This window comes from Rugamonas apoptosis, assembly GCF_014042355.1.
In the GTDB taxonomy this organism is placed as follows: domain Bacteria; phylum Pseudomonadota; class Gammaproteobacteria; order Burkholderiales; family Burkholderiaceae_D; genus Rugamonas; species Rugamonas apoptosis.
This window is the reverse complement of sequence record NZ_JACEZU010000003.1, coordinates 523,128-541,856: the sequence shown is the minus strand read 5'-3', so window position 1 is coordinate 541,856 and position 18,729 is coordinate 523,128. Positions and strand designations below refer to the sequence as shown.

Genomic DNA, 18,729 nt, shown 5'->3' with positions numbered 1-18,729 from the left:
GGAGTCGATCGGACAGGCTTAGGCCTTGACGTGGGCAGTAGCGTAGTCGATCGCTTGCTGCACGGTGGTGATCTTCTCGGCTTGCTCGTCAGGGATTTCCATTTCGAATTCGTCTTCCAGGGCCATCACCAGTTCCACGGTGTCCAGGGAGTCGGCGCCGAGGTCGTCGACGAACGAGGATTCCGTCTTGATGTCTGCTTCAGCGACGCCCAGTTGCTCAGCGACGATTTTCTTAACGCGTTGTTCGATATCCGACATGTTAGGGCTCCATTTTGTTTGTTACGGAAAGCGCGCATTTTATCAGGTTTGCGCACTGAAAAACTAATTTCGGTGTCTGCTGCTATTTCTACCGAAATCACTGCTAAATGATGCGAACGGGCAGCCTACGGCCGCCTGCCCGCCTCAATTCATGTACATACCACCGTTCACGTGCAGGGTGGTACCGGTGATGTAAGCCGCTTGCGGCGAGGCCAGGAAGGCCACGGCGGCGGCGATGTCTTCCGGCTTGCCCAGGCGCGCCAGCGGGATCTGGGTCAACAGGGCGGCGTGCTGCTCATCGCCCAGCGCTTTGGTCATGTCCGTGTCGATGAAACCGGGCGCCACGCTGTTGACGGTGATGTTGCGGCTGCCGATCTCGCGCGCCAGCGCGCGGCCCATGCCTTCCACGCCGGCCTTGGCCGCCGCGTAGTTCATCTGGCCCGGATTGCCGGACGAGGCCACCACGGAAGTGATGTTGATGATGCGGCCCGTCTTGGCCTTCATCATGCCGCGCAGCACGGCGCGCGACAGACGGCCCACGGCCGACAGGTTGGTGGCGATCACGTTATCCCACTCTTCGTCCTTCATGCGCATGGCCAGTTGGTCCTGCGTGATGCCGGCGTTGTTGACCAGGATGCCCACGGCGCCCCAGGTCTTGCCGATCTCGTCGATGACGGCCGCGCAGCGTTCAGCGTCCGTCACGTTGAGCACCATGCCCTGGCCCGCTTCCGCACCGATCTCGGCCAGGTAAGCGCTGATGGCCTGCGCACCCGCTTCCGAGGTGGCGGTGCCGATCACGCGCGCGCCCTGGCGCGCCAGTTCCTGCGCGATGGCCTTGCCGATGCCGCGCGATGCGCCCGTTACCAGTGCGATTTGATTTGCTAAATTCATGCTTATCCTTGTGTGAAAGTCGATACTGCCCCAGTGGGGCCGTGCTTACTTGAGCAGCGTCAAAACCCGTTCCAGCGAAGCTTGATCCACGATGGCGTCGCCCACCAGGCGCGCGTCGATGCGCTTGGTTAAGCCCATCAGCACCTTGCCCGGACCACATTCGATCACTTGGGTGATGCCGTCGTTGGCCACCTGCTGCATGGTTTCCACCCAACGCACGGGGCTGGCCGCCTGGCGCACCAGCGCATCCTTGATGGCGGTCGGGTCGTTGACGACAGCCACGTCGACGTTGTTGATCAGCAGGATCTGCGGCGCGGCGAAAGCCAGGCCAGCCATGTACTCGCGCAGGCGGTCCGACGCCGGCTTCAGCAGCGAGGAGTGGAACGGCGCCGACACCGGCAGCTTCATGGCGCGCTTGGCGCCCTTGGCCTTGGCCAGTTCGCAGGCGCGCTCAACAGCGGCCGTATGGCCGGCGATCACCACTTGCGCCGGCGCGTTGAAGTTGACGGGCTCGACCACGGAAGCCGGATCGGCCGCAACCGCTTCGGCGCAGGCGGCGCGCACGTCGTCGTCGGACAGGCCCAGCACCACGGCCATGGTGCCCTGCCCCACCGGCACGGCTTCCTGCATGGCTTGCGCGCGGAAACGCACCAGCGGCACGGCATCCTTGAACGCGATCACGCCGGCGGCCACCAGGGCCGAGTATTCACCCAGGCTGTGGCCAGCCACCACGGCCGGCACGGGGCCGCCGGCCGCCAGCCAGGCGCGGTACACGGCCACGGCGGCCGTCAGCATCACGGGCTGGGTGTTGGTGGTCAGGTCCAGCTCTTCCTTCGGGCCTTCGGCGATCAGCTTGCCCAGGTCGAATTGCAGCGCGTCGGACGCTTCGGCCACCGTCTGGGCCACGACCGGATTGCCGGCAAAGCCATCCAGCATCGCAATCGCTTGCGAACCCTGGCCTGGGAATACAAATGCAAATTGAGTCATACGTTATCCGTTTGTTAAGTAGGGCGAAACCCCGAAACCTTACACCGGCCCGCCGTCCGGCGTACCCGGCAGTTGCGCCCTTAGAATTCTAATTCTAAATTACGACCAAAAAATTACATGCGGGCTAGCACGGCGCCCCAGGTGAAGCCGCCACCGACGCCTTCCATCATCACATTCTGGCCAGGCTTGATGCGGCCGTCGCGCATGGCGATATCGAGCGCCAGCGGGATCGAGGCAGCCGACGTGTTGCCGTGCTGGTCCACCGTCACCACCATTTTTTCAGGCGGCATGCCCAGCTTCTTGGCCGTGCTGTTCATGATGCGGATATTGGCCTGGTGCGGAATCAGCCAGTCCAGCTGGTCGGACGTCATGCCCGCCATGTCCAGCGCCTCATGCGCCACCTTCTCCAGCACGGAAACGGCCAGCTTGAAGACGGCCGGACCATCCATGTACAGGAAGCCGCTGCCGGCGATGGCGCCGCCGTCCACATTGCCAGGAATGCTGAGCACGTCCGCATGGCGGCCGTCGGCATGCAGCTTGGTCGCCAGGATGCCGGGCGTGTCGGATGCCGTCAGCACGATGGCGCCGGCGCCGTCACCGAACAGCACGCAGGTGCCGCGGTCATCGAAATTGAGGATGCGGGAAAACACTTCGGCGCCGATCACCAACACATTCTTGTGGGCGCCCGACTTGATGAAGCTGTCAGCCACGGACACGGCGTACACGAAGCCGCTGCACACGGCCTGCACATCCACGGCCGCGCCGTTGTTGGTGATGCCCAGCTTGCGCTGCACGATGCAGGCGGTGCTGGGGAAGCTGCCGAAGAAGTCCGGCGTCGAGCTGGCGACGATGATCAGGTCGATGTCGTCCGGCTGCAGGCCGGCCATCTCCAGCGCGTTCCTGGCGGCATGCACGGCCAGGTCCGAGGACTTCTGCTCCGGCTCGGCGTAATGGCGGGCCGAAATGCCGCTGCGGGTGACGATCCACTCGTCCGAGGTTTCAATGCCCTTGGTGGCCAACTGGTCGGCCAGATCCTGGTTGGTGACCCGCTTGGGTGGCAGATAGCTGCCGGTGCCGATAATTTTGCTATACAAAGTCATTCCGCTATACCGTCCACTAAATAGTTGAGCCAGGTACTTCCTGTGCTGTCGTTTCGCGTGGCATCAATTCAGCGATCATGGTCGCCAGATGGGCCAGCACGTCATTTTTTGCAGCATCATACGCGCGTCGGATCGCCCATTCAAAGGAATATGCATCGGCGCCGCCATGGCTCTTGAACACCAGGCCACGCAAACCGAGCAGGCTGGCGCCGTTGTAGCGCGAAGGATTGACGCGGTTACGCACGGCCTTCAACGCGCCCATGCCCAGCAGCGCGCCCAGCATGGAGAGCCAGTTGCGCTTGAATTCGGCGCGCAACGTGTCGGCGAACAGACGGGCCACGCCCTCGATCGCCTTCAGCGTCACGTTGCCGACGAAGCCGTCGCACACCACGATGTCGGTGGTGCCCTTGAAAATGTCGTTGCCTTCCACGTTGCCGTAGAAGTTGAGCGCGCCGCGCTCGTGGTCGGCCTGCAGCAGCTTGCTGGTGGCCTTGACCACTTCATTACCCTTGATATCTTCCGTGCCCACGTTCAGCAGGCCGATGGTGGGCCGTTCGATGTGCTCCATCGCGGCCACCAGCACGGAACCCATGATGGCGAACTGGTGCAGGTGGTGGGGTTCGCAGTCGACGTTGGCGCCCAGGTCCAGCATGTAGGTGGGACCGTTTTTCTGGTTCGGCATGACGCTGCAGATGGCGGGACGGTCGACACCGGCCATGGTCTTGAGCACATAGCGCGACACGGCCATCAGGGCGCCCGTGTTACCGGCCGACACGCAAGCCTGCGCGCGGCTTTCCTTGACCTGCTCGATGGCCACGCGCATCGACGAATCCTTCTTGCGGCGCAACGCCACTTCCAGCGGATCGTCCATCAACACCTGCTCGGAGGCGTGCAGCACGGACAGGCGCGGGTGCGTGTCCGCATGGTGCTTTTTCAACTCGGCACGTACCACGTCTTCCAGACCCACGAGGATCAGTTCGGCGTCCGGCTCAGAGTTGACGAAGGAAATTGCTGCGGGAATAGTAACCGACGGGCCATGGTCTCCGCCCATACAGTCGATAGAAATTTTGATTGTCATTGTTTTGATTCAGTACCACGCCCCGTCCTTCAGGGATCAGTCGCGGCAAGATGCGGACCTCGGTGACGCTGGGTCAACGCGATTCAAAATGACGGTGTGCAAAGAGGATTGCAGCCGATGATAAAAAGAAAAAGCGGCGCCACGCCGGTTATGCACCACGTCGCACCGCTTATCTTAGCCCACAAAAACGTCGATTACTCGTCGTTTTTGGTTTTCAGGACTTTACGACCACGATAGAAGCCGTTAGGGCTGATGTGGTGACGCAGGTGGGTTTCACCGGTGGTTGGCTCGATGCCCAGTTGTGGTGCAACCAGGAAATCGTGCGAACGGTGCATACCGCGCTTCGAAGGGGACTTCTTGTTCTGTTGAACGGCCATGATGACTCCTAATACATAAGTTCTTAAATTTTAACACATTCGACTGGCAAATTCATGCGAATCGAGTATCCCAGCGGCAAAACTGGTCATACTTGCCTTGCCGACATCGTTAAACTGCTTTTGCTACGCTTCACTACACATTGCCATACTCGATTACTACACGCGTTTGACACGTTTGTTACCTACTGCTTATTCGGATTTGAGGCCCTTGAGGGCGTCGAATGGCGACGGCTTCACGCTTTGGGCCGCTTTCACCAATGCCGCGTCAGGGCAGACGTCATGCTTGGGCGTATGCGGCAAGGCCAACAGGGCCTCGTCTTCGACCAGGTCGGCCACCTGCATGCTACGGGTGCCGACGATGACGTCGATGGTTTCATCATCCACGATTTCCTCGATCTCGTCGGCGTGCGCGTCGTCTTTACCGAGCATCAGCAACGTCGAAGTATCGATCTTGTGTTCATATGGGGTCAGGCAACGCTGGCATACCAGCTGCACCGTGCCAGCCACCGACAGACGAATCTGCGGAAAACCGTGCTTGCTGGTGCCGCCTTCGAGCTTCCAGCTGATCGTGCCGGACTGGTCCGCGCAATCTTTCGTCAGGCGGGTCATCTCAGCGACAGGCGTGACGCCCTCGCTGACCCCGTTCGTGCGACAGAAATCAAATGCGTCGATCACAACAGCGCTCATGGACTAGCTTCCCCGGAAAACCTGCGATAATAACAGGGTTTTCGCCACCGAGTCAAAGCCAGGCGCATTTTTTACGCCCTTTTCCGCTTTTTCGTCCGGCGTCAGAGCATATAACATTTCTTCTCACCAAGCCAGCATCCCGGCCAAAATATTGCATGAAGCCTCCAGACACCCTGCCCGTCCGTCTCGTTTTAGCCTCCAGCTCCGCCTACCGCAAGGAACTCCTGTCGCGCCTGCGGCTGCCCTTCGACGTGGCCGTGCCCGACATCGACGAAAGCCCCCTGCCCGGCGAATCGCCCAGCGCCACCGCCCTGCGCCTGGCGCGCGAAAAGGCGGCCGCCGTGGCCGCCCGTCTGCCCGGCAGCATCGTCATCGGCTCGGACCAGGTGGCCACGCTCGATGAGCAGCAGATCGGCAAGCCGGGCGACCACGCCAACGCCCTGCGCCAGTTGCAGCAGATGCGGGGCCGGCGCGTCGTGTTCCACACGGCCCTGTGCGTGTGGGACGGCCGCGCCGCCGACCCGGCCGGCGCCGCCCAGGTGCAGGATATCCAGACCGTCGTCACCTTCCGCGACCTGCCGGACGCGGAACTGGACGCCTACTTGCGCATCGAACAACCGTACGACTGCGCCGGCAGCGCCAAGAACGAAGGGCTGGGCATCGCCATCCTGGAACGGATCGACAATAGCGACCCGACCGCGCTGACAGGCTTGCCACTGATCGCACTCACTGGCATGCTGCGCCAGATTGGCGTGCCCTTCTTCGGCGCCGCCTGAACCATTCCGTACCACTAACAAGAAAAGCAAGCATCCATGCCAGGCACTCTCTACCTGATCCCCAACACCCTGGGCGCCACCGAAGCGCTGTCGCACGTCATTCCCGAGCAGGTGCAAGCCACCACGGCCAGCCTCGACTATTTCGTGGCCGAGAACGCCAAAACGGCGCGCGCCTTCCTCAAGCTGGTGGGCGCCGCCCACCCCCTGCGCAAGACGCTGCAGGAAATCCAGATCGCCGAACTGAACGTGAACACCCCGGCGCAAGCATTGGCCGGCCTGCTGGCGCCCCTGCTGGCGGGGCGCGACGCGGGCCTGGTGTCGGAAGCGGGCGTGCCGGCCGTGGCCGACCCTGGCGCCGACCTGGTGCGGCTGGCGCACCAGCACGGCATCCCCGTGCGGCCGCTGGTGGGGCCATCGTCGCTGCTGCTGGCCGTGATGGCCAGCGGGCTGAACGGCCAAAGCTTCGCCTTCAACGGCTACCTGCCCACGGACGCGGCCCAGCGCACCAAGCGCATCCAGGACCTGGAAAAACGCTCGCGCGCGGAGAAGCAAACGCAGCTGTTCATCGAAACGCCGTACCGCAACGCTGCCATGCTGGAAGCGCTGGTGGCGGCCTGCCAGCCGGGCACCCTGATCTGCGTGGCGACCGACCTCAGCCTGCCATCGGAAACCATCCGCACCATGACGGGCGCCAAGTGGAAGAGCCAGCTTGCCGACGGCAAGGTGCCGGATTTCCACAAGAAGCCGACGGTGTTCCTGTTGCTGGGCCAATAAGGCGGTGACCGTCCGGCGTGGCGAGCCGCCCGGTCACGACCGCGTTTCAACGTTTTTCAACAAGGAAAACAGCTGCACGGGGTCAATTACCTGGATCAAGCACTCCCCTTGGTCCACCTTGACCACCTGATTGACCAGTGCGCCGCCATCCTTACCCGCCAGGGGCAGCGCGATCAAGTCTTCCGGATGGAATTTCGCCACGCCATGCAGCTCGCTCACCAGCAGTCCGACGGTGCGCGCACCATGGCGCACCACCACGATCTGCGACCGGCCATCGAGTGCGGTCCGCTGCCCCGCCACCAGTAGCCCCAGGTCGTAGACCCAGACAAAGTCGGCCGCATTGGCCTCGCCCTCCTCTAGCGCGACGACGCCCAGGCACGTATTGCCGCCCCCCATGGAAACCGGCGCCAGCCTGGACGCCGCGCGTGCCTCCTGCACGTCGGCGGCCGGCAGCGCAAACAAGGCGCCGCCGACAAAGAACGTGGCGAACTCCGCCCCCTGCCCCGCCCCCAGCGCCACCTTGCGCGCGGGTGGTGGCACCAGCCGGGCCTGCATGCCATCCCTGACGGCCCCGAACGATTCCACCACCACGGCCATCACATCAGCTGGATAGCCGTCCGTCACCTTGAACTCGCGGTAGCCGTGCGATACCGTGCACCCCATCAGCGCGTAATGCCCATCGTGCGTCAGCAAGCAGGAACCGCTGCGCCCCTTTTCCATCGCCGCCAGATGCGGCGCGATCTCGAAGCGGGCGCCGACCGGCCGGGCCGGGTCGGTGCTGGCGATGATGGCGCCCGAACGATCAAGGAAGTAGCCATGCAAGCCGTGCTGGCCACCCAGGGTGCCGCGCAGCATGGCGTCAAATTCGGTGGCCGCGTCGAACACAATCGCAATCCCGCCGATCACCGGCCGGGCGCCGCCGGGCGCGCGCAGCGCCGCATGATAGACATAAGTCGGCTTGCCGTCGTACAGCGGCGACGCGACAAATGGCGTCACGTGGTATTCCTGCTCCGTGCGCAATCGCTTGACCGCCGCCAGCGCCTCGGCATCGATCGTCGACGCGCCGCAAGGGCCGGAGCTGGCGACGATGCGCCCTTCGTGGTCGTACACCAGCAACGTGGAATAGACGGTGTACAGGCCATGAATGTATTCCAGTATGCGCGCCATGCGCGCGCCACGGTCCGGCAGGTCGCCCGCCAGCAGCGAGCCCAGTTCCGGCGACAACGCCCACCAGCGGCAATCGTTGGCCCGCTCGTACAGGTTGCGGTCCAGCAGGTCGACCATCAGGTGCGATGCGAATTCCGCGTCGCGCAGCCCCGACGCCAGCACCGTCTCGAACAACTCGCCGATCGAACGGGAGAACAAGGCGTCGCTGAGCGCGCCCGTCTCGCTGATTTGTTCCAGCACGCTTTGCAGCCGGGCCAGGTCGCCGTCCTGGCCGGCGCTCATGACCTGCCCGTTCCAGACCACCCGCCGTATCATGTCGGCCGCGCCGATAATCTCGTGCAGCGGCGGACAAAACGTATGCGCATGCGACAACAGGCCATCGGCCCATTCAGGCGCCAGGCTGGCCAGCACTTCGCTGTCCGCGCGGCCGAACGCCACGTCGACCGGAATCATCACCTGTCCCTGCCAGCCTGCCGGCCCCGGATAGCCTTGGTAGCCGGCCGAGTCCGCCGTGCGCACGAGGTAATCGCGGCCCGCGTACTTCATCAGCGCGGGCGTGGATTGCCGGTTGACCGGCACCTGGACGCCCAGCGGCACCCAGAGCGGATCGGCGCTGGCGATCACCCGGTCGTCGGCATCCAGCAGCAGCATGATGGAGCGTCCCGAATGGTCGCGGTGGGTCCGGAAAATGCGCCCCATCTCCTCTTCGAACCGGAAGCACAGGCACAGCACGCCGGTGACCTCGCCGGTCGCCGGATGGTGCATGCGGCGCGAGTAAATCAAGGCCTCCCGTTGTCCGGGACGCAGGTCGCTGGCGCGGAAGGTCTCGATATAACCGTCGCCGGCGAGCGTGGCGGCGACCAGCGGGTCGTGGCTGCGCGACACCGGGTCCGTTTCGCCGATCTGCGCCAACACCGTGCCATCAGGCGCCAGCAACATGACTTCATCGTACACGGAATACTTGCTGCGATAGGAACGCAGGCGCCGCCGGATCGCGGCCGCGTCGCCACCCAGTCCGGCGACGAAGGAACACAGTTCGTGGTCGGTCGCCAGGAAGCCGACATCGGCCGTGCGCTCGTACAGGTTGCGCACCACAATCTCGATGATGTAGCGCGACTTGGTGGCCAATTCCGCCAGCACCGTGTTGGTCTTTTCCCGCGCCAGGCTGGTGACCAGGTCTTGCTCCAGCTGGCCGATGCCGGCGCGCGTGGCGGTCATGGTGGGCAGGATCATCCGCGCCTCAGCCGGACAGTTCATCTTGGCGGACGCCTCGATCATGCGCCACATCAGGTTGAGTTCATGGAGCGAGCGCTCGCATTTGCCCACGTCGGGCATGTACGGCAGGAAGCGGTCGACCGGAAATACAGGATACATATCCATTTGCGTGCCCTCTAATGAAATGCGGAAATCGAAACCGGCGACGGGGCCGTGGCCGCGGCCGTTACCCCAGGCGCGCCCACGCCATGCGCGGCCATCAGCTGCGCCAGGCGCATGGGACGGCCAGGCAGGTAGCCCTGGACCAGCGAACAGCCACACTGGCGCAGGAAGCCAAGATGCGCATCCTGCTCCACGCCCTCGGCAATGACACGCAGTTTCATATTGCGTCCCAGCTCGATGATGGAGCGCACGATCGCAACGTCATTGCGATCCGCGGGCACGCCCCGCAGGAACAGGCGATCGATTTTCAGGGAAGCGATGGGCAAGGCCTTCAGGCGCGACAGGGAGGAATAGCCCATCCCGAAGTCGTCCAGGCTGATGTCGAATCCCAGCCGCGTCAGCTCGTGCATGATGGGCAGCGCCTGCTCCACCCGCTGCATAATGACGCCCTCGGTCAGCTCCAGGCAGATTTGCCGGGGCGCAATGCCGGCGGCGGCGGTGATGGCAAGCAGTTGCGCCGGTAGCTCGCTGTCGAGGAACTCGGGCGCGGCCATATTGATGTGGACCTGCGGCGGCGGCATGCCCGCTGCGCGCAGCGCCGACAGATCTTGGCACACGCGGGCGATGACCCAGCGCCCGATCTGGATGATCAGCCGGCTCTGCTCGGCCATCGGGATGAATTGATCAGGGGGAACGATGCTGCCGTCCGCCCGGCGCCACCGGATCAGCGCTTCCAACGCCACCATCCGGGAGCTCTGGGTGTCGCAAATCGGCTGGTACTCGAGGAAAAACTCATCGCGCTGCAGCGCGTCCTGCAGCGCTGAATGCATCAGCAGGGCTGCCATGGTGCGCTGCTGGCTATCGTCGGGACTGAAATAGCTGACCAGGTCGCGGCCATTGCCCTTGCTGACGTACATCGCGGCATCGGCCGCATGCAGCAGTTGCGCCGTGTTGTCGCCATGCAGCGGGAATTGGCTGATACCGACGCTGGCCGACACCGATAAGGCATGGCCCTGATACTGGAACCGCGCCCGCGCCGCCGCCAGCACCTCGCCCGCCAGGGCGTCGAGCTCTTCTCGGCTCAGCCCGGCGGGCGTGAGCAGCGCGAACTCATCACCGCCCAGCCGCGCCACCACGGACCCGCCCTCGGCAAGCCCCCGCAGGCGTGCCGCGAACTGGCACAGCACGGCATTGCCGGCCGCATGCCCCAGACAGTCGTTGATGGGCTTGAATTGATCGAGATCGATGTACAACAGGCCGAATTCCCGGCCTCGGGCGCAGGCCGCGTCGAGCAAGCTATGGAAATGGGCGCGGTTGATCAAGCCCGTCATCTCGTCCGTTTGCGCCAACACCCGGACCCGCTCCTGCTGCACCAGGCGCTGCGCCGTTTGCGCGATCAACGCGCTGATCGATTCGGCCAGGCCGGGCAACTGGGCTTCGCGCTGGCGCGGCGCGACGCTGAAGAATTCCAGCACGCCGGCGCGGTGCAACTCGCCGTCGGCGGCCACGTACGTCACCGGGAAAAAGAACCCCGAGCGCAAGCCGCAGCGCCGCGCGGCGCGCACCCGCGCCATATCGGCATGGGTGGCCGAGGTCTCGATCCATTGCGACTTCCCCGTCAGCCACGTCTCACCCACCAGCCCCTGCCCCGGCTTGACGGCGAGCCGCATCGCGGCGCCACGGAATTGCGCGTAGTCGTGCTCCGGGTGGTGCCAGACATGGCGACAGCGCAGCGTATCGGTGTCGCCCTGGCACTCCCGCGCCCAGAAGGCGCCCCACTCCCATCCGAGTTCCTCGCACACCAGGTGCAGGATCTTGTCGACCGCATCATCAAACGTATCCGTTCCGATCAAATAGCGGGTCAACGCGAAGTTGAAGCGTTCGCGGGTCGCGGCGCGCTTGGCCTCGGTGATATCGGTCAGGATGCCGCTGGCCACCAGGCCATCCCCGGCCGCCAGTGACTGCAGTCGCAGCCATTGCATGCCACGCTCGCGCTCGACCGTGCGGAATTCGCAGGTCACGGCGGCGCCGTCACGCAGGATGGCCGCCGTCGCGGAAGCCAACGCTGGCTTATCCTCGGCGAGCACGCAGGCTAACCAGTGAGCGGCCATCGGGCCGGTGTCGATGCCCAACAATTGCAAGGCGATAGGCGAGAACGACCAGTACGCGCTGTCCCGGTCCAGATTCCAGCGACCCAGTCCGGCGATCGCATCCATCGGATCGGGCTGGGGACGAGTGGGGAGAAGCTGTTTGAGCTGACTATCCAAAAGCGGATTCCTGAAAAAGGGCATGTCTTCATCGAACACGACTGAGCCTGGACATGCGAACGGATGCTCTATCGACGATCACATGCACCGAAGTGTGCAGCTTATGCACCACAGGCAAGCATGTGACACTAAAGAAATGCTCTGCTGGTTTGATCAGTCCCCGGTGCTGATGGCATGGGGCTGGTAGTTCGCGCGGAAACAGCTTTTGGCAAAGGGGGATAAGCACCATTCATGCCATGATGAAAGTGACGTTACCAGGACGATAACGAAAACGCCAGCATCCGCGGACGGTGGGAGCGCCTGGCCATGACCTTACCCGGCCCACCCCCGCTTAGAAGCCATTTCAGAATGAGCGTGGCGAGGCGCAGCGACGAAGACAGTGCGCCTGCACGGCAAGGAGCTGCAACGACGCCACGGTCATTTTGAAATGTCTTCTTATTGCATCCCATGCGCGTAATCATTGACCCAATCAAATGCGGCCAACTGTATCGCATACAGTTCCGACGGCGATAGCTGCAATTCGTGCAACATGCGGCTCAGGCTCTGGCCGTCGCTGTCCGTTTCCAGGTGCTCGATCAGGCTCAGCATGCTGCCGTAGTCGCCGCTGTGGTGCAGCAAGGCGGACCGTACCTCGTCCAGCACGTTGACGCTGTTGAGCACGTCCTTCATGTGAACCGAGAACAGCGTGTCCATCAGCGACATGATGCCCACCGTGAAGCCGATATCGGCGCACACACGCTGGCCGGGGCGCAGCTTTTCCATCAGCAGTTCGATGGTCTTGCCGCGCGTGGTGGCCAGTTGCAGCAGCGGCGAGGTGAATTCATGCTGCTGGCCCGATTTCACGTACAGCAGGATCTGCAACCAGCGCTGCAACTGGCGCCGCCCCAGCACCACCAGCGCATGTCCCACGGAATTGATGCGGTAGCGCGCGCCCACGGCTGGCGTGTTCACCAGTCGCAGCAGGTTGAGCGTGATCAGCGCGTCGTGCTTGACGCTGCGTTCGATGGCCTGGGTGTCCGCATCCTGGCTCAGCAAATCCAGCAGGTGCAGGATGGTCAGCTGGGACGGCGCGATCTTCTTGCCGCTGAGGATGACGGGGCGAGCGAAATAATAACCCTGGAAGTATTCGAAACCCAGCGCCAGACATTGCTGGAACTCTTCCATCGTTTCCACTTTTTCCGCCAGCAGTTTTTGCCTGGGATGGCGCAGGCCCCGCGTCAGGGTCGACAACGCGCCCGGCCGCACGTCCTTGATGTCGATCTTGATCACGTCGCACAGCGGCTGCAACTTGCGCACATCATCCGATTCGGCCACCACGTCGTCGAGCGCGAACTTGAAGCCGGCCAGCTTGAGTTCCTGCACCCGTTCAAGCACTTCCGGCGTGGCTTTGACGGACTCCAGGATTTCCAGGATCACCTTGTCGGTGGGCAGGAAGTTGATGAAGTCGCTCATCAAGCCCACCGTGTCGACGTTGACGTAGGCCATCTGGTCGCCCACCACCCTGCCCATGCCCAGTTCGGAGGCGTGGGCGATCACGGTGGCGGTCGCTTCCGTGTGGTCGATGAAGCTGGCATTGTTGCGTTCGGCCGCCGTACGGAACAGTAATTCGTAGGCAACCAGGCGTTGCTGCCGGTTGAGTATCGGTTGCCGCGCCAGGAAAAAATTGTTGGCGTACGGCGGTACTGCGGTGGCTGGCTGCGACAAGGTCATGCGCATACCTCAGATCAGCACTCGTGGCCGCGGCGGGTCCGCAGCAAGCCCGGCGGGTACGTCGCTGCGACGTACCCGTTGATATAAGACTATACCCGGCCGTGCACTCTTGACAATATTTTATTGCGTAAAATCATGGCTTGCGTGAGCCACTGTTGCGCGCAGCCATCGCCGGACCACGGCCAGCGCCGCTCGCGCCGCCGCGGCCACCCGATGGGCCGTTCCGAGGGCCGCTTTGCGGACCGCGTGGACCGGACTGTGGGCCGCTCTGCGGACCGCGCGGACCGGACTGTGGGCCGCTTTGTGCGCCGCGTGGGCCAGACTGCGGGCCTCCTTGGGGTCCGCGTCCACCCGCCTGCGTGCCGCGCTCGCCGGACTGGGGAGCACGGGCGCCCGCTTGCGGCCCACGTGCACCAGCCTGCGGGCCACGCGCGCCCGATTGCGGACCACGGCCTTCGGCCTGCACGCCACTGGCACCCGACAAGCGGGACCGTCCCGTCACCTGGGTGCCCGTTTCGAGCGTGAAGCGGGCGCCCTCGTCCTTGCCCAGCGCCTGCACCAGGTAAGGCATCACTTGCTTCAGCATCGGTTCCAGCGTGTACGGTGGATTCAGGATGAACATGCCGCTGCTGTGCAGGCCGAAGCCGTCCGGCATCGGGGTGTGCGTGGTCAGCGTGACGTTGAGCCACTCGGCCGGCAACTGCTTGAGCTTGTCCGCGAACTGGCGCGACTCCATGCGGTGCAGCAAGGGATACCAGACGGCGTAGGTGCCGGTGGGGAAGCGTCCCAGCGCCTCGGCCAGCATGTCCTTGACCTTGCGGTAATCCATCTTGTCTTCATACGGCGGGTCGCACAGCACCAGCGCGCGGCGCGATGGCGGCGGCAGCAAGGCTTTCAGGCCCTGGAAGCCGTCGCCCTTGGTGATGATGACGCGCTTGCCGCGCGTGGTGGGACGCACGCCCTGCGCGGCGGCATGGGCTTCCACCTTGCGGAAGTTGTCGGCCAGGATCTTGGCGTCGGCCGGATGCAGCTCGAACAGACGCAGGCGGTCCTGCTCGCGCGCCACCTGGTCGGCGCAGTATGGCGAGCCGGGATAGTAGCGCATCTTGCCGCTGGGGTTCATGGCCTTGACCAGGTCCACGTACTCCTTCAGCGGTGCGGGCAGGTCGGTGCGGTCCCACAGGGGGCCGATGCCGGTATCGAACTCGGCGTTCTTGGAGGCGAAGTTGCCGTCGAGCGCGTACACGCCGGCGCCGGAGTGGGTGTCGATGTAGCTGTAGGCGGTATCTTTCTGATTCAGATACTGCAGCAGCTGGATGGTCACGAAATGCTTCAGCACATCGGCGTGATTCCCCGCGTGGAAAGCGTGGCGGTAACTCAACATAAGCTTGGTAATTCCTCAAATAGGTGGGCGGTGCGGCGGCGGCATGCGCCGCGCGGGCGGCGTCCGGCCCGGAGCGGGAGACGCGTTGGTGCGCGCAATAAGCAGCATTATCCACCAGAAAGGCGGCCACGCCAAAAAACCGGGCCCGCCGCCGTGCGATGCCGAATGCGTCGAAGCGGACTTGTCCACGCTAGATAAGAGGAAGCTGCCAGGCTGCACTCGCAAGCAAGGCGTATTTAATGGAGGATATTATGGCATTCAACAATGTCGGTCCGCTGACCTTCCTGGCCCCCGGACAAACCGCGTTCTGAAGCTACAGTTACGGCGATGACCACGGCACGCAATGCGCGTCCGCCGACGTCGCTCAAACAGCACCTGCCCAAGCACGAGGTCACTGGTCCGGGCCAGCAACAAGCCGCGACGGGACCCTGCGTCCGCCTGCGGCTTTTCATTTGCGTAAATGGTGTTACGTCCCGATTTACGCGAATCGTGTCACGTCCCGATTTTTCGCGCCCTGCCCGCTCAGGCCACTTTCTTGGCGTCGAAGAACTGCTCGTCTTCCGTCGAACCGTGCAGCGCCGTGGTCGAACTCTGGCCATTCTGGATGCACTGGGTCACGGCATCGAAATAACCGGTGCCCACTTCGCGCTGGTGCTTGACGGGCGTGAAGCCCCGCTCGGCGGCGGCGAACTCCGCTTCCTGCAACTCCACGAAGGCCGACATCTGGCGCCGCGCATAGCCGTGCGCCAGGTTGAACATGCCGTAATTGAGCGCATGGAAACCAGCCAGCGTGATGAACTGGAATTTGTAACCCATGGCACCCAGCTCGCGCTGGAACTTGGCGATGGTGGCGTCGTCCAGGTTCTTCTTCCAGTTGAACGAGGGCGAGCAGTTGTAGGCCAGCATCTTGCCGGGGAACTTGGCGTGCACGGCTTCGGCGAAGCGTTTGGCGAAGGCCAGGTCCGGCTTGCCCGTCTCGCACCACACCAGGTCGGCGTATGGCGCATACGCCAGCGCCCGCGCAACGGCTTGCTCCAGGCCCGGCCGGACCTTGTAGAAGCCTTCCACCGTGCGCTCGCCGGTGCAATACGGCTGGTCGTTGTCGTCCACGTCCGACGTCAGCAGGTCGGCCGCTTCCGCGTCCGTGCGGGCGATCACCAGCGTGGACACTCCCATCACGTCGGCTGCCAGCCGCGCCGCCGTCAGCTTCTCCACCGCTTCGCGCGTGGGTACCAGCACCTTGCCGCCCATGTGGCCGCATTTCTTGACGGACGCCAGCTGGTCTTCGAAGTGCACCCCGGCCGCACCGGCGTCGATCATGGACTTCATCAGCTCGTAGGCGTTCAGCACGCCGCCGAAACCCGCTTCCGCATCGGCCACGATGGGAGCGAAATAATCGATATCGTCCTTGCCTTCGGACCACTGGATCTGGTCCGCGCGCTGGAAGGTGTTGTTGATGCGCTTGACCACCATGGGCACGGAATTGGCCGGATACAGCGATTGGTCGGGATACATTTCCCCGGCCAGGTTGGCGTCGCCCGCCACCTGCCAGCCCGACAAATAAATCGCCTTCAGCCCCGCCTTCACCTGCTGCATGGCCTGGTTGCCCGTCAGCGCGCCCAGCGCGTTCACATACGACTCGTGGTTCAGCAAGTGCCACAGCTTCTCCGCGCCGCGCTTGGCCAGCGTGTGCTCGACCTGCAGCGAACCGCGCAAACGCACCACGTCGGCCGCGCTGTAGCTGCGGGTCACGCCTTGCCAGCGCGGGTTGGTGTCCCAGTCATGTTGCAGGGCGGCGATTTGCTGTTCACGGGTGGCCACGATGTTCTCCTCAATTGCGTACTAGCGTTAAAACGAAATCCGTTAAAACCATCATAGCCCCAGTTGTGCCCCGCAACAATACTCTTATATAAGACACATAAGCAAATTAATACGACATTAAATCAAATACTTACGATTTATTTTTCAGGATACGGGACGAAGTTTCTTCCCGTGAAAGGAGACGTTGCTGCGAATCCACAGTGCATTTCGCGATGTGAAACACACTTCCCGCCAGATGAAAAAAGTGGGACGCAAAAGACAAACCGCCCGGCAGACTGAAGCAGCCGGCCGGGCGGAATGACAAAAGGAGACGGTTTAAGCCAGTTTTTGTTGCGCTACGAGCACACCATCGGCATCCACATAAATCCAGTCACCGGGACGCACGGTCACGCCGGCGATCTGGACCTGGATGTCGCGCTCGCCCGCACCGCGCTTGCTGCTCTTTTGCGGATGGGCGCCCAGCGCGCGCACGCCGATGGCGCAGGCGTTGATTTCATCGGTGTCGCGGATGCAGCCATCGATCACGATGCCGGCCCAGCCATTGTCCTGCGCCAGCAGCCCCAACTGGCCACCGACCAGCGCGCGGCGCAGGCTGGCGCCGCCGTCGATCACCAGCACGTTGCCGTTGCCGGGCGTCTCCAGCGTGCTGCGCACCAGCGCGTTATCCTCGAACACCTTGAGGGTGGTGGCGCGGCCGGCGAAACGCACATGCTGGCCGTAATGGCGGAACACAGGCGGCAGCGCGGCCAGGCGGCCATCTTCCAGCATGGCGGCGTTGTCGTCGCACAGATCGGTGGTTGCAAAGCTCATCGTCATTTCCACAGGGTAGTTAAGATGGCGACCATTCTATGCCGTTTGCGGCTGCGGTGGGCGAACCTGGCCGCCCACACCCAGCGCCGTGACGATCACCAGCGCCTGGAACACGCCGATGCCGACGAACACGCCAGCCGGGTGGCCGCCATCCATCAAGGCGCCGAACAGCAGCGGTCCCAACGCCAGGCCGCTGTCCAGGCCCGAGTAGACCACGCCGAACACCCTGCCGGTGGCGTTGGCCGGCGTCGCGCTGCGGATCATCAGGTCGCGCGAGGGACCGGCCACGCCCGTCACCAGGCCGATCAGTCCCATCAACACCAGCGCCAGCCAGGACGGCACGACGGCCGTGGCCAGCACCAGCGCCATCAGCGCGGCCAGCGCGAACGCGAGCATGATGGCACGCTCATGGCGCACCGAGCCGGCGCCCAGGAAGCCGCCGTACAAGGTGCCCACCGCCGACGCCGCCATGTAGGCCGTGTAGCCGGAGGCGGCCCATGCCAGCGGCATGCCGTACAGCATGACCAGGCTGGTGACGGCGAACGACTGGATGCCGGCCAGCGCGGCGGCGGAAATCAGGAAGAAGGCGAAACACATCCACACCACGCGCAAACGCAGGAAGGCGAACGAGCCTTCGGCCGCGCCGCCCGCATGCGCCGCCGAAGGCCTGGAGCGCAGCGCATCACGTTGCCAGACCAGCAGCGCCAGCACGGCGCACGGCACGGCGGCCGCGCACAGCAGCGCGGTGCGCCAGTCGGTGTGGCTGGCGACAAAGGTCAGGAACAGCGGCGACACGGCCCAGCCGATATTGCCGCTGATGGCGTGCACGGAAAACCCGTGCGCCAGCCGGGTGCGCGCCACATGCTGGTTGAGGATGGTGTAGTCGGCCGGGTGGAACACGCTGTTGCCGCAGCCGGCCACGAACGCGCCCAGCACCAGCATCGTATAGCTGTGCGCGCCCGACAGCAGCAGCGCGGAGATGCCCAGCAGGCTGATGCCGCCGAACAGCACGCTGCGCGCGCCGAACCGGTCAACCACGAAGCCAGCCATGGCCTGCCCCACCCCGGACACGGTGAAGAACACCGTCATCAGTAGCCCCAGCTCCGCGTAGCTGAGCTGGAAGGCCGGCTTGAGCCAGGGGATCAGCGCGGCCAGGATCACGTGGTAGAAGTGGGAAGTGCCGTGCGCCAGGCCGACCAGGCCGATCACGCGGGCGTCGCGCCGCAGCGCTTCGGCGCCGTCCGCCATGGCCGGCGCGGGACCGG

At 63.9% G+C, this 18,729-nt stretch carries 16 protein-coding genes; 2 read left to right on the top strand and 14 right to left on the bottom strand.

What is annotated here, in order from left to right:
* Positions 1–18: 18 nt before the first annotated feature.
* From acpP to H3H39_RS09020, 7 genes are all read right to left on the bottom strand, one after another.
* Positions 19–258, bottom strand: a complete 240-nt coding sequence (gene acpP, locus H3H39_RS09050; protein WP_055936274.1) for an acyl carrier protein — start codon at positions 256–258, stop codon at positions 19–21.
* 144 nt (positions 259–402) lie between these two features.
* Complete coding sequence (gene fabG / locus H3H39_RS09045; protein ID WP_182153009.1) at positions 403–1,149, bottom strand: 3-oxoacyl-ACP reductase FabG; 747 nt, start codon at positions 1,147–1,149, stop codon at positions 403–405.
* 45 nt (positions 1,150–1,194) lie between these two features.
* The gene (gene fabD / locus H3H39_RS09040; protein WP_182153008.1) at positions 1,195–2,136 is read right to left on the bottom strand and encodes an ACP S-malonyltransferase; all 942 of its coding nucleotides are present in this window, start codon (positions 2,134–2,136) and stop codon (positions 1,195–1,197) included.
* Between the two features lie 113 nt (positions 2,137–2,249).
* The gene (locus tag H3H39_RS09035; protein WP_311196878.1) at positions 2,250–3,236 is read right to left on the bottom strand and encodes a beta-ketoacyl-ACP synthase III; all 987 of its coding nucleotides are present in this window, start codon (positions 3,234–3,236) and stop codon (positions 2,250–2,252) included.
* A 16-nt stretch (positions 3,237–3,252) separates the two neighbouring features.
* The gene (gene plsX, locus H3H39_RS09030) at positions 3,253–4,314 is read right to left on the bottom strand and encodes a phosphate acyltransferase PlsX (protein ID WP_182153006.1); all 1,062 of its coding nucleotides are present in this window, start codon (positions 4,312–4,314) and stop codon (positions 3,253–3,255) included.
* Positions 4,315–4,508: 194 nt separating this feature from the next.
* Positions 4,509–4,691: a 50S ribosomal protein L32 gene (gene rpmF, locus H3H39_RS09025; protein WP_008449924.1), complete on the bottom strand. Its 183-nt coding sequence runs from the start codon at positions 4,689–4,691 to the stop codon at positions 4,509–4,511.
* Between the two features lie 189 nt (positions 4,692–4,880).
* On the bottom strand, positions 4,881–5,378 hold the full coding sequence (locus H3H39_RS09020; RefSeq protein WP_182153005.1) for a YceD family protein: 498 nt from the start codon (positions 5,376–5,378) through the stop codon (positions 4,881–4,883).
* Positions 5,379–5,533: 155 nt separating this feature from the next.
* On the opposite strand from H3H39_RS09020, the gene H3H39_RS09015 reads away from it, so the two are divergent.
* Together H3H39_RS09015 and H3H39_RS09010 are read left to right on the top strand one after the other, a co-directional pair.
* Complete coding sequence (locus tag H3H39_RS09015) at positions 5,534–6,154, top strand: Maf-like protein (RefSeq protein ID WP_182153004.1); 621 nt, start codon at positions 5,534–5,536, stop codon at positions 6,152–6,154.
* 36 nt (positions 6,155–6,190) lie between these two features.
* The gene (locus tag H3H39_RS09010; RefSeq protein WP_182153003.1) at positions 6,191–6,928 is read left to right on the top strand and encodes an SAM-dependent methyltransferase; all 738 of its coding nucleotides are present in this window, start codon (positions 6,191–6,193) and stop codon (positions 6,926–6,928) included.
* Between the two features lie 33 nt (positions 6,929–6,961).
* Here H3H39_RS09010 and H3H39_RS09005 read toward each other — a convergent pair whose 3' ends face one another.
* From H3H39_RS09005 to H3H39_RS08975, 7 genes are all read right to left on the bottom strand, one after another.
* Positions 6,962–9,469, bottom strand: coding sequence for a chemotaxis protein CheW (locus H3H39_RS09005; protein WP_229217934.1), 2,508 nt, complete (start codon positions 9,467–9,469; stop codon positions 6,962–6,964).
* Between the two features lie 17 nt (positions 9,470–9,486).
* Positions 9,487–11,778, bottom strand: a complete 2,292-nt coding sequence (locus tag H3H39_RS09000; RefSeq protein WP_182153001.1) for a putative bifunctional diguanylate cyclase/phosphodiesterase — start codon at positions 11,776–11,778, stop codon at positions 9,487–9,489.
* A gap of 396 nt (positions 11,779–12,174) precedes the next feature.
* Entirely contained in the window at positions 12,175–13,455 is a 1,281-nt protein-coding gene (locus H3H39_RS08995; RefSeq protein WP_375540413.1) for an EAL and HDOD domain-containing protein, read from the bottom strand.
* A 127-nt stretch (positions 13,456–13,582) separates the two neighbouring features.
* A complete protein-coding gene (locus H3H39_RS08990) occupies positions 13,583–14,833 on the bottom strand; it encodes a 23S rRNA (adenine(2030)-N(6))-methyltransferase RlmJ (protein WP_182152999.1) in 1,251 nt (416 codons plus the stop codon).
* A 522-nt stretch (positions 14,834–15,355) separates the two neighbouring features.
* Positions 15,356–16,654 carry an isocitrate lyase gene (aceA, locus tag H3H39_RS08985; RefSeq protein WP_182152998.1) on the bottom strand — a complete coding sequence of 433 codons (1,299 nt, stop codon included), beginning with the start codon at positions 16,652–16,654 and terminating at the stop codon, positions 15,356–15,358.
* A 315-nt stretch (positions 16,655–16,969) separates the two neighbouring features.
* On the bottom strand, positions 16,970–17,464 hold the full coding sequence (gene rraA / locus H3H39_RS08980) for a ribonuclease E activity regulator RraA (protein WP_182152997.1): 495 nt from the start codon (positions 17,462–17,464) through the stop codon (positions 16,970–16,972).
* Positions 17,465–17,500: 36 nt separating this feature from the next.
* Positions 17,501–18,712: an MFS transporter gene (locus tag H3H39_RS08975; RefSeq protein ID WP_182153099.1), complete on the bottom strand. Its 1,212-nt coding sequence runs from the start codon at positions 18,710–18,712 to the stop codon at positions 17,501–17,503.
* Positions 18,713–18,729: the final 17 nt, after the last annotated feature.